10 protein-coding genes are annotated in these 11,887 nt (G+C 41.6%); 1 reads left to right on the top strand and 9 read right to left on the bottom strand.

Annotated elements, in window-relative coordinates; translation table 11 throughout:
* Nucleotides 1–96: 96 nt before the first annotated feature.
* From VXS03_RS18885 to tsaE, 9 genes are all read right to left on the bottom strand, one after another.
* Nucleotides 97–291, bottom strand: a complete 195-nt coding sequence (locus VXS03_RS18885; protein ID WP_327765382.1) for a DUF2065 domain-containing protein — start codon at nucleotides 289–291, stop codon at nucleotides 97–99.
* 75 nt (nucleotides 292–366) lie between these two features.
* Nucleotides 367–1,368, bottom strand: coding sequence for a protease modulator HflC (gene hflC, locus VXS03_RS18880; protein ID WP_327765381.1), 1,002 nt, complete (start codon nucleotides 1,366–1,368; stop codon nucleotides 367–369).
* 2 nt (nucleotides 1,369–1,370) lie between these two features.
* Nucleotides 1,371–2,534, bottom strand: coding sequence for an FtsH protease activity modulator HflK (gene hflK / locus VXS03_RS18875; RefSeq protein WP_327765380.1), 1,164 nt, complete (start codon nucleotides 2,532–2,534; stop codon nucleotides 1,371–1,373).
* Nucleotides 2,535–2,587: 53 nt separating this feature from the next.
* Complete coding sequence (hflX, locus tag VXS03_RS18870; protein ID WP_327765379.1) at nucleotides 2,588–3,877, bottom strand: ribosome rescue GTPase HflX; 1,290 nt, start codon at nucleotides 3,875–3,877, stop codon at nucleotides 2,588–2,590.
* Nucleotides 3,878–3,905: 28 nt separating this feature from the next.
* Entirely contained in the window at nucleotides 3,906–4,172 is a 267-nt protein-coding gene (hfq, locus tag VXS03_RS18865; protein WP_327765378.1) for an RNA chaperone Hfq, read from the bottom strand.
* An 86-nt stretch (nucleotides 4,173–4,258) separates the two neighbouring features.
* A complete protein-coding gene (miaA, locus tag VXS03_RS18860) occupies nucleotides 4,259–5,194 on the bottom strand; it encodes a tRNA (adenosine(37)-N6)-dimethylallyltransferase MiaA (protein ID WP_327765410.1) in 936 nt (311 codons plus the stop codon).
* Nucleotides 5,195–5,215: 21 nt separating this feature from the next.
* Nucleotides 5,216–7,348 (bottom strand): DNA mismatch repair endonuclease MutL, encoded by a 2,133-nt coding sequence (gene mutL / locus VXS03_RS18855; protein ID WP_327765377.1) that lies wholly within the window; start codon nucleotides 7,346–7,348, stop codon nucleotides 5,216–5,218.
* A 2-nt stretch (nucleotides 7,349–7,350) separates the two neighbouring features.
* Entirely contained in the window at nucleotides 7,351–9,081 is a 1,731-nt protein-coding gene (locus VXS03_RS18850) for an N-acetylmuramoyl-L-alanine amidase (RefSeq protein WP_327765376.1), read from the bottom strand.
* Between the two features lie 5 nt (nucleotides 9,082–9,086).
* On the bottom strand, nucleotides 9,087–9,551 hold the full coding sequence (tsaE, locus tag VXS03_RS18845) for a tRNA (adenosine(37)-N6)-threonylcarbamoyltransferase complex ATPase subunit type 1 TsaE (RefSeq protein ID WP_327765375.1): 465 nt from the start codon (nucleotides 9,549–9,551) through the stop codon (nucleotides 9,087–9,089).
* Nucleotides 9,552–9,976: 425 nt separating this feature from the next.
* On the opposite strand from tsaE, the gene queG reads away from it, so the two are divergent.
* Nucleotides 9,977–11,110, top strand: coding sequence for a tRNA epoxyqueuosine(34) reductase QueG (queG, locus tag VXS03_RS18840; protein ID WP_327765374.1), 1,134 nt, complete (start codon nucleotides 9,977–9,979; stop codon nucleotides 11,108–11,110).
* The last annotated feature ends 777 nt before the right edge of the window (nucleotides 11,111–11,887 follow it).

Below are 11,887 nucleotides of genomic sequence, written 5' to 3'. Positions count from 1 at the left end.
AAAGGATTCTAGCACCTTAACCGTTCTCTTGCAGTCATTTTTGGCTTAATACATTTCAACAATGGTGAGTTTTATCTCTTCTTTATGGCTGTTTTTCTACATTTTTAAATACATCATATACGCAATAACACTGCCCGCCACCACCAGACATCCACCAATTCGACGCAATGTGTTATCGTCTTGTTGGCTTAATTGACTCACCATATTACGCCAACCTTGAGGCGCTAATAATGGCCCTAACCCTTCAATAACTAACACTAAACCAATGGCTAACAGAACGGTATTCATCATATATTTCATCCAAAAAAAAAGACAAGGCGAAGGCCTTGTCTTTATTATAACGATTGCGCTGTTATGAAAGCGAGCTTACTTTGCTGATAGCTCTGAATGGTTCATGTATTTAAAGAACTCATTATTCGGATCAACAACAAGAATGTCATTTTTCGAATTAAAGCTATTTTCATACGCTTTCAAAGAACGCCAGAAGCTGTAAAACTCAGGGGCTTGATTATATGCTTTCGCATAAATCTCAGCCGCTTTTGCATCTGCGTCACCGCGTACAACTTGTGCTTTACGCTTTGCGTCAGCCAAAACTGTTGCCACTTCAAGTTCTGAACGAGCACGAAGCTCTTCAGCACGTTGACGGCCTTGAGAACGGTAGCTACGTGCTACTGACTCACGCTCAGCACGCATACGACGATAGATAGACTCACTGATTTCATCAGGTAAGTTGATTTTCTTAATACGGAAATCAACTACTTCAATACCTAAATCTTTCGCACTTTCGCGCGTTTCTTCAAGTACATCTGCCATGATTTGATCACGTTGGCCTTCAACTTTCTTCACCGGTACCACTCCTTCAATTACCGCTAGAGCAGCTTTCGCAGCTTTAGTTTGTGCAATATCAGACGGTGTCGCTGGTGTTGAAATGCTGTCTTCTCCAGATACAATTTGCTTGATCTCTTTCGCACCAATTTCGGCACGTAAGCTATCAACAACTTTACGCTTCAACAGTGATTCTGCAGTTGATGTGTTACCACCACCTGTTGCTAAGTAATATTTACCGAAATCTTTAATACGCCACTTTACGTAAGTATCAATGATAACGTCTTTTTTCTCAGCAGTTAAGAAACGGTCAGCTTGGTCGTCCATGGTTTGAATTCGTGCATCAAGATCGTGCACACGATCAAACACAGGGACTTTAAAGTGTAAACCTGGCTCGTAAATACGTGCAATTTCGGTATTGTTATCTTTAAGAATACGACCGAAACGCACCACGATACCGCGCTCACCCTCTTTCACGACAAACATAGACATCAATAATAGTGCAATAAAAATCACAACTACTGGGATGATTAACTTACGCATAATTAATATCTCCCTTGACGGCCAGTATCAGCGCGTGGTGTTGGAGCGACTGGTGTCGGTGTTTCCACTTTTTCCAATTCAATACCACTTAATCGGCTAGAATCTGCCGGTTTTTTCGCTTGGTTATTTGATTGATTCATTAATTTCTCTAGCGGTAAATACATCACGTTATTACCACCAGACTTAGTATCAATTAACACCTTGCTGGTATTGCTGTAAACACGTTCCATCGTATCAAGATACATACGTTCACGGGTTACTTTCTTAGCAACTTCATATTGAGGCAACAGCTTATCAAACTGTGCAACATCACCTAAAGCACCATTAATAACACGCTCAGAATAACCTTCTGCTTCATTCTTCAGACGCTCAGCACGACCAGTTGCTTTTGGCAAAATGTCATTACTGTAGGCTTCTGCTTCACGAACATAACGTTCTTCATCTTCACGTGCTGCAATAGCATCATCAAAGGCATCTTTTACTGCTTCTGGTGGGCGCGCACTTTGGAAGTTAACGTCCACAACACGGATACCCATGTCATATTTTGCAATAATTTTATTGATTGCAGCTTGAGTATTCGCACGAATAGTCTGACGGCCTGTTGTTAACGCTTGATCCATAGTTGAATCACCGATAACCGCACGCAGTGCAGAATCTGTTGCTTGACGCAAACTATCATCAGCATTGGTCACACTGAATAAATACTTCTCAGCGTTATCAACACGGTATTGAACATCCATCTCAACTTTCAGTACGTTTTCGTCTTTGGTTAGCATTAAGCCAGAAGCTCGTAGCGAACGAATTGCTTGTACGTTAACAGGGATGACTTCATCAATAAAAGTCGGCTTCCAGTTCAAACCAGGCTTGACGATTTGATCAAACTTACCAAAGCGCAGCACAACACCTTGCTCTGCTTCACTTACGGTGTAAAAGCCCGAAAATCCCCACACAGCCACAGCTAAAACTGCAACAGCACCCAAACCTACAGCGCTACCGCTGCCTGTTGGTCCTTTTTTATTACCAAACACACCACCAACCTTACGACTCAGTTTTGAGAAAACCTCATCCAGATCAGGTGGTCCTTGTTCACGTCCACCATGATTTTTATTACCCCAAGGGTCTTTATCATCACGGCCGCCGTTGTTACCAGGCTCATTCCACGCCATTATAGAACTCCATCAATGTGATATGACGACAGTTTTTATTACTCAGCAATCCATTAAGCAACGATGTAGTCATCTAACGAAGTACTTTCTCTTTTTTGTAACCGCGACCATTCTGCCATCGGTAAGCGAATATCAATCATTAAACAGCCATCTGATTCATACTCTTCTTGCACAATACATCCCATCTGATAAAACTTACTACGCAACCGTCCAATCATCTCAGGCGGTAAACGTAAGCTGTGCTTTATCATCGTTCCTGCAAGGCGTTCTGTTAAGGCTTGGAATAACAAGTCAATGCCTTGCCCTTCCATGGCTGATACCCAAACTCGTCGAGGTAAACCCTCTTCGTCACGTTCAATTCGTGGTTGTGCATTATCCAAGTTATCAATTTTATTCATAACCTGTAAAACAGGAACATCGCCGGCATCGATTTCATCAAGAACGGTATCTACCGCCTCAATGTTTTCACGAAAGCGATCATCACTGGCATCAACCACATGAAGCAATAGATCTGCTTCTTGTGTTTCTTTTAATGTTGCTTTAAACGCAGCCACTAAATCGTGGGGTAAATGTCGAATAAAACCAACAGTATCTGCAAGTATCGCTGCACCGACATCTGCAACTTCAATCTTACGTAATGTTGGATCTAAGGTAGCAAACAGCTGATCAGCTGCATATACCCCAGCATCAGTAATACGATTAAATAATGTTGATTTACCCGCATTGGTATATCCAACCAATGACACAGTTGGAATTTCTGCTCGGTTTCGCGCTCGACGTCCCTGATCACGTTGTTTAGCGACTTTATCTAAACGACGCAAAATAGTTTTAATACGTTCACGTAATAAACGTCGATCGGTTTCTAACTGAGTTTCACCTGGTCCGCGAAGACCAATACCACCTTTTTGTCGCTCAAGGTGAGTCCAACCACGAATTAATCGGGTTGATATATGACGTAATTGCGCTAATTCAACTTGCAACTTACCCTCGTGGGTACGTGCCCGTTGAGCGAAGATATCGAGAATTAACCCGGTACGATCAATCACGCGACATTGACAAAGCTGCTCTAAGTTTCGTTCTTGTGCAGGTGACAAAGCATGATTGAAAATAATAATATCTGCATCAACAGCGCTTACGGCATCAGCTATCTCTTGTGCTTTACCTTCACCGACATAATATTTAGGAAGCGGTGTTTTACGACTGCCCGTAACTACGTGCAGCGCATTAACACCGGCGGAAGATACTAGCATTTCAAATTCGCTAAGATCTTCCCATTCCTCATCTTGAGTGAAGTTAATATGAACAAGAATAGCCTGCTCACCAGCTTCATAACGGTCAAACAAGTAATCAGCTCCTTATTTGAAAATAATTTTACTCTTCTGTTTTCTCTGGACGATCACTTCCTGCTGGACGATCACCCGCGTGATGATGATTCACCGGACGGGCTGGAACAACAGTCGAAATAGCATGCTTATAAACCATCTGGTTTACGGTGTTTTTAAGTAGAATGACAAATTGATCAAATGATTCAATTTGGCCTTGTAGTTTGATACCGTTTACCAGGTAAATAGAGACCGGGATTCTTTCACGACGCAGCGCATTCAAAAACGGGTCTTGCAGAGATTGCCCCTTAGCCATTATTTCTTTTCCTTATTTGTTTGTAGTTGTATTAGCAACGAACAAAAACTAAAAATACGCAAAGCAGTTCAGAGTATACACGTTAATTAAACATCACATCTAACTGAGTTTGTGACGGTTTGTAACGCGCTATCAACATCACTACTATCCAACCAAGTCAAATCTTTCCAGCCACGAAGCCAAGTGATTTGACGCTTTGCCAATTGACGAGTAGCACAGATACCACGGAAGACCGCTTCATCTATGTCATGTTTCCCGTCCAAATATTCCCACATCTGTCGATAACCGACGCAACGTATAGATGGAAGTTCAAGGTGAAGATCACCACGTTCATATAATGCCCGTACTTCCTGCTCAAACCCTGCTTCGATCATTTTTTTGAACCGAAGCTCAATTCGATGATGCAGTACAGCCCTATCCGTGGGCGTAATTGCAAACTGGTGAACCTTATAAGGTAACGATTCACCTTGAGTTTTCGTTAACTCAGTAAGTGTTTTACCTGAGATTCTAAATACTTCCAATGCACGAGATAATCGCTGAGGATCATTTGGATGGATCCTTGCGCCTGCAACAGGATCAATTTGTACTAATTCATCATGCAGTGCTTGCCAACCTCGAGTCTCAGCATCGCTTTCTATACCAGCACGTACAGCATTATCTGCTGCAGGTAATGGTGACAAACCTTCCAATAATGCCTTGTAGTACAACATAGTACCACCGACCAACAAAGGAATCCGCCCCGCAGCCACTATATCAGCCATTTCTTTTAGTGCATCCGAACGAAAGTCTGCAGCAGAATAACTTTGCGCTGGATCACGAATATCGATTAAACGATGCGGTGCTAGTGCCAATTCATGCGCATCTGGTTTCGCAGTACCAATATCCATTCCCTTATAAATAAGGGCAGAGTCGACACTTATCAACTCAACCGGCAACTGTTCTCGTAACCGAATAGCTAAATCTGTTTTGCCTGACGCTGTCGGGCCCATCAAAAAAATCGCTTGAGGTTGTGGCTTAGTCATAGCTTGTGGCTTAGTCATAAATTACTTAAATGCTTCTATCGCTGCTTGCATATCAACAGGGCGAACAAGTTGCGCATTAAATGTCATTAATTGTTCTCCCCATAACTGCTCTAATTCTGTGATTAACTGAATCGCTTGTGCCAAAGTGTAATTCGTTACAGACATATAACATTGCTTAGCGAGCCAGAATAAAAGGTTATCCCACCCTTGAGCATCAGGATCATCACTCACGGCATGAAGATAGGTTAACAAATTTGGGATTAACTGTTGTAAGTTTTGTTGCCTCAATGGCATACAAACCGACAAAATAATGATGCTATTACGCCCTTTGGCTTTCAGTTGAATCCCTAATTGCTTAAGTAGCTGTCCATGTTGCTCTGCGCACTGAATTAATTCAGCCTCAACCGGTACCGCCAATGGAATTAATAATGGTTGAGGTTTTAAACCTTCAGTTTTAGCTAATTGCAACTGTCCGACATAACGCAAGTGTTCAGCGATCGGTAATTGCAATAACACTATCTGATATTGCTGACTTAACAATAAAAATTGCTCATCAACTATCGCCAGCGCTTTTCCTAATCCAACATCACGACCATGAGGACGTTTATTAGGCTTTATTGCTACAGGTTGACTCGATGCGGCCCATTCGCGTCGAGGTTCAGCTATTTGAGTTGATGATTTACGCTCTTCGCTACGCGCCGACATTAACGAGGAGTCCTCTGAATTATCAGGTGTAATCAGTTGCTGATAAGCGTTAACCTCTGCCGCTGTTGGCCCAGACTCGCCATAATGACGAGATGAAGCATGAACAGGTGAACTTTGGTGACGCTTCGCGGTAGCTGATGACGGTGATAATGTAGAGCTACTCTTTTGACTATAGCTTTGTTGTGTATCTTTACTAACTGAATTTGCTAATAAAGTTTTTTCAGACGTAGAAATAAATGCAGTATTACCATCAAAATCAGCAATCGGTACGGATGTTTCTACCGTTGAAGGTTGAGCCGTCAACCAACTATCGGAATCAGCTTTATTGGGATAATCAGGCATTGAAGCAATGGTTTGAGATGCACGATCAATCGGGGCTGTTGTGAGTTCAGTATGTGCATGAGCACTGGCTCTTACTGGTGTTTGGTACTGATGAGCATCATCAATATTTGCGGCTTGTTGTAATGCACTTTGCAATGTTTGATAAATAAAATCATGTACTAAGCGCGCTTGATGGAAACGTACTTCATGTTTAGCTGGATGGACATTAACATCAACCTGATGCGGATCAACTTCAATATACAACACATAAGCGGCATATTGCTCAGAGCGTAAACTCGACTCATACGCTTGTCGAATGGCATGATTGATTAATTTATCTTTCATCATGCGACCATTAACGTAGCAATATTGAATATCGTTCTGGCTGCGTGCCCCTTGTGGACTACAAACCCAACCTGATAATTTCAAATCGCCATGGGCTAATTCAACCACTAATGCATGTTGCAAAAATGCTGGCCCACAAGCCACAGCTAAACGGCGTTCTTGCTGTAATGTATTGTCAGCAATACGATATTGACGTACCAATTTACCGTTATGACGTAATGTAATTGCAACATCAAACCGACTTAAAGCAATGCGCTTAATCAGTTCATCAATATGAGTAAATTCTGTTTTCTCTGTTCGTAAAAACTTACGGCGCGCTGGTGTATTAAAAAATAGGTCTAACACTTCCAGTGTCGTACCAACAGGATGAGCAGCAGGCTTTAATTGAACCTCCATATCACGACCTTCAGCATAGGCTGACCATGCTTCAGTTTGATCTTCGGTACGAGAAGTTAAAGTTAAACGAGAAACTGAACTGATACTCGCAAGTGCTTCACCACGAAAACCCAAGCTGACAATGGCTTCAAGATCATCGAGTGAGGCTATTTTTGATGTGGCATGACGACTTAAGGCTAAACCAAGTTCATCCTTAACAATACCTTTGCCATTATCACGAATACGAATTAGCCGGCTGCCACCTTTTTCGATATCAATATCAATTCGAGTGGCACCGGCGTCTATACTGTTTTCAACAAGCTCTTTGACTACCGATGCGGGGCGTTCAACAACTTCACCCGCTGCAATCTGGTTAGCCAGCCGAGCGGGTAAAATCTGAATCGGCATAATTAACTTCTTGGAATGATTAGCGTCTGTCCTACTGCTAGTTTATCAGAACGTAGCTTATTCGCATCACGAATAGTTGCTACTGATACCCCATATTTAGCCGCAATCTTACTTAGAAACTCACCACGACGTACTTTATGACGTACCGTTTTCGTCGCAGCTACCGCAATTTTCAGCTTCTGCCCGACCATAACGTTATCTGATTTTAAATGACTCGTTTGACGAATGCTGCTCATGGTTACCCCATATTTAGCTGCAATTTTGCCAAGATACTCACCACGAGCCACGGTATGCCATATAATACGCGTTGATGCTGTATGTTTACTTACCGCTTTTGGTGCCGTCGTGTTTCCTGCAGGGGCCGTCTTGATACCACTACCTGGAATCAGCAACATTTGACCAATATTCACTGAATTTGATTTCAGATGATTCGCTGCTCTAATAGCAGCCATCGATGAACCATATTTAGCCGCAATACCACTCAATGTTTGTCCCGATGTCACTTTATGCTTCATGCCACCGGCATTTAAACGCGAAGCAAATAAGGTGCCTTCAGGTGGATGAGCCGTGAAATATTGTAAAATACCTTTATAAACCGCATTTGCTAGTTGGTTTTGATGAGCGTTTGACGTTAATTGGCGCTCTTCAATCGGGTTAGTAATAAAACCCGTCTCAACCAATAATGATGGAATATCAGGTGATTTTAATACTGCCAAACTTGCATATTGCGGTACGGTTTTATGTAAACGTGCAATATGACGTAAATTCGACAATACACGCTTAGCAACATCGTAGCCTTCTTTCTGCGAATAACTAAATTGCAGATCAAGCACCGCACGACCTAAATATTTATCTTTTGGGTTACTGGATAGCACATCGCCACCACCCAGCAGCTCTGATTGTTTCTCGCTTTGCTCTAACCAACGACCAATCTCAGTATTAGCGCGACGGGTGTTTAATACCCATACCGACGCACCACGAGGTTTCGGTGAGCTAAAGCCATCTGCGTGAATAGAAACCAATAATAGCGCTTTATTTTTACGTGCGATCTCTGAACGTTTACTTAATCCCACATAATAGTCACCACGACGAGTCATGACTGCACGCATACCCGTTGTCGCATTAATTTTTGCCGCTAATTTTCGCGCAACAGCTAAAGTCACGTTTTTTTCGTATTTATGTGTTGGGCCAATAGAACCAGGATCATCACCACCATGGCCTGCATCAACCGCTACCACAATATCAGCCGTACCTGATGGCAACTTAGCTAAATTATTTTCGGTAGCTTTTGCCTCGGCTCGCTCTTCTTTATCTGCCTTACCAGCACCAGAACCATTAGGTAAATCCATAACTAGGCGATAGCCGTAACTACCATCAGGTGTTGGTGACAAGGAGAAAATTTTAGGCTTAGTGGTGCCTTTAAGCTCAAAAACCAATCGTGTTGTGCCTTTTTCTGGCGCATTACTGCTACGAACAGTGGTTAAGATGTCACTCTTAGCCACCTTGATTGGCAATTTTGTTTTTAGCGATGTCTTATTTAAGTCAATCACTAATCGTGATGGGTTAGATAGCATAAACTGCGAATAATCCGCTTTGCTTTGCATATCTAATACAACACGTGTTTCATCAGGAGCAGGCCATACGCGTACTCCCTTTAGTTCATTTGCAAACGCGGTAGAACTAACGAATCCCACTCCCAAAATTAGAAGATTTGCATACGTCCGTAACGCCATTCTAATTAGCCTAATTTTAAGTGGTTGATTAACGTTGAACCATAATCCGTGTTCGACGTCACTAATACTTTTCTTTGTTCACCGTGGTAACGTAATTCCAACTCAAGGTCAGCGTCAGGCAACATACCTATTCCTTTTTCTGGCCATTCCACTAAACAAATAGCGTCATTGGTAAAATAGTCACGGATCCCCATAAATTCTAATTCTTCTGGATCAGCAAGACGATATAAGTCAAAGTGATAAACCTGCCAAGGCGCAAGATCATACGGTTCAACTAATGTATAAGTCGGGCTTTTCACATTACCTTGATGGCCCAGCGCACGAATAAAACCACGACTAAATGTCGTTTTTCCTGCACCTAAATCACCATGAAGATATATTGTTGTTTGTTGCGTGCAGGCTTTAGCCAATGTAAGGCCAAAATCTACCGTTGCCTGCTCATCAGCAAGAGAAGTTTCAAATGTTTGCATTATATTTTATCTTGGATTGACTAATTGACGAATAAACGGAAAAAGATCAGCTGCCAGCATACCACGCTCGCCGCTTTGCGCACATAAATCTGCTGCTTTACGATAAATCAAAACCTCTCGATATCTAGAGATATAGTGCACGAGATGATGATCTGCCTCGAAAAATGGCTATTTTAATTTTACCGCAATAAAGTAATACCATTCAATTTGTGTCATTCATATATTCAGCAGTGGTGCAGCTTTATATTCTCATATTATTATCTCAGCAATTATTCTAGTTATTGACAACAGCATGTCAGCTTGTGACGAAGCAAACCATAGCACTGGCTAAGTTGTCACTGTCATTATTGCCACCAATGGCTATTCTAAAATAATAATGTGCTAGAATCCGTTCCCTGATTTTTACTGGCTATAAGACTGACGCTATGAGTATCGATTATCAACAACTCGCATTGCAAATAAAAACTTGGGGGCAAGAACTTGGCTTTCAAGCTGTAGGGATCTGTGATATCGATTTAACTCAGCATGAAGCACAACTACAGCGATGGCTTGATGCTGGGTACCATGGCGATATGGACTGGATGGCGCGTCACGGAATGATGCGAGCTCGCCCACATGAATTACTGCCAGGAACCATACGTGTAATCAGTGTTCGTATGAATTACCTACCGCCACAAGCGGGGTTTGCTCAGACTTTAAAGCAACCAACAAAAGCCTATATTAGTCGTTACTCACTTGGACGTGACTATCATAAATTGATTCGCAATCGCCTCAAGCAATTAGGCCAACGAATTGAAAGTGTTATTGGTGAGTTTGGTTGTCGACCATTTGTTGATTCAGCGCCAATATTAGAACGTCCATTAGCTGAAAAATCGGGGTTAGGTTGGACGGGGAAACATTCTTTAATTCTTAACGATCAATCAGGTTCATGGTTCTTTCTAGGGGAATTATTAATTGATCTGCCGTTACCCATTGATACACCAGCAACCAATCAATGTGGAAAGTGTGTTGCTTGTATAACCAGTTGCCCAACAGGAGCCATTATTGAGGCTGGCGTCGTTGATGCACGACGTTGTATATCTTATCTCACCATCGAATTTGACGGTATTATTCCAGAGCAATATCGAGCAGCAATGGGCAATAGAATTTATGGTTGTGATGACTGCCAATTAGTCTGCCCGTTTAGCCGCCATGGTGAAATAACAACAGAAACAGACTATCACTGTCGTGATGTATTATTTCAACAAGATCTAGTGACACTCTATCAATGGAACGAAGCTACATTCTTAAAGAATACTGAAGGTTCAGCCATTCGACGTATAGGCCATACTCAATGGCTACGAAATATCACCATTGCATTAGGTAACGCACCATACCAAGCCGATATCATCGATGCATTACTCACTCGTCAAGGAGAATATCCACTTGTTGATGTTCATATTGAATGGGCCTTAGAGCAACAGCAACAAAAACGCCAACAAATGACTATTAATGTTTTACCTAATGCCACCAAACGTTTAGTGCGAATTATAGAAAAAGGCTTACCTCGAGACGCATAACACTCTGGGTATATGTGGAAAACTTTTTTAATGGCGTTAAAAATAGCGGTAAAAAGAAAGATTAAACACAGGGAGTGGATAACATAATCAAGATGGTTATCCCGATAAAGGAAGGATTAAATGAACTGTGTACAAATTGTAGATAACAGAGTAAATATACATAAAAAACATGCAGTTACCCTGTTAATTATTCTTATATAAGAAAGCGAACAATCTCATAAGCATGACTCTTCTTAAAGTTATTCACACCTACCTATCACATCTAATCAACCAACTTACCCACAGATATTCTTATGTGGATAACTCTGTTAATTTAACTGTGATCTAACGGTGCAATAAATTTAAAACACTGGCTAAAATAATAACTTATCGTATTGCTGTTTATAGAAAACACACAATAAACCACAATATGACTATGGTGGTAAGTACAATTTTCAATGCTAAGAAAAGAGCGTTTGCCATATATGACAATATTGATATTACAAACATCTATGTAAATAGCTAAGATGAAAAAAACAACCGTTAGGTTGCATGATCAATAATAGATGATGTAATCGAAGCTGATTGCTTCTAAGTGGGCTTCGTAGTCAAACTAGAAACACTTGAAGCAGTACACTGATGATATCGGTAATCGAATACCCCAGGAATACCACATTAAGACTAATACTTCACAGTAGTAGTTCATCGATAAGTCCGATGATAACTAAATTAGAGCGATACACGAGGTTCCTGATCTTCAAGGAACTAGGCGTGACCTCAACCTTGGCAACATTGCGT

It is taken from the genome of Photobacterium sp. S4TG1 (assembly GCF_036040035.1).
Classification (GTDB): domain Bacteria; phylum Pseudomonadota; class Gammaproteobacteria; order Enterobacterales; family Vibrionaceae; genus Photobacterium.
Note: the sequence above shows the minus strand (reverse complement) of the source record. Positions and strands in the feature narration are given on the sequence as shown.

What these genes read in the sequence shown, in the direction of transcription:
- tsaE (WP_327765375.1), bottom strand. Translation starts at nt 9,551, where the DNA reads ATGCAAACATTTGAAACTTCTCTTGCTGATGAGCAGGCAACGGTAGAT.
- queG (WP_327765374.1), top strand. Translation starts at nt 9,977, where the DNA reads ATGAGTATCGATTATCAACAACTCGCATTGCAAATAAAAACTTGGGGG.
- miaA (WP_327765410.1), bottom strand. Translation starts at nt 5,194, where the DNA reads ATGACTAAGCCACAACCTCAAGCGATTTTTTTGATGGGCCCGACAGCG.
- hflK (WP_327765380.1), bottom strand. Translation starts at nt 2,534, where the DNA reads ATGGCGTGGAATGAGCCTGGTAACAACGGCGGCCGTGATGATAAAGAC.
- hflC (WP_327765381.1), bottom strand. Translation starts at nt 1,368, where the DNA reads ATGCGTAAGTTAATCATCCCAGTAGTTGTGATTTTTATTGCACTATTA.
- mutL (WP_327765377.1), bottom strand. Translation starts at nt 7,348, where the DNA reads ATGCCGATTCAGATTTTACCCGCTCGGCTGGCTAACCAGATTGCAGCG.
- VXS03_RS18850 (WP_327765376.1), bottom strand. Translation starts at nt 9,081, where the DNA reads ATGGCGTTACGGACGTATGCAAATCTTCTAATTTTGGGAGTGGGATTC.
- hfq (WP_327765378.1), bottom strand. Translation starts at nt 4,172, where the DNA reads ATGGCTAAGGGGCAATCTCTGCAAGACCCGTTTTTGAATGCGCTGCGT.
- VXS03_RS18885 (WP_327765382.1), bottom strand. Translation starts at nt 291, where the DNA reads ATGATGAATACCGTTCTGTTAGCCATTGGTTTAGTGTTAGTTATTGAA.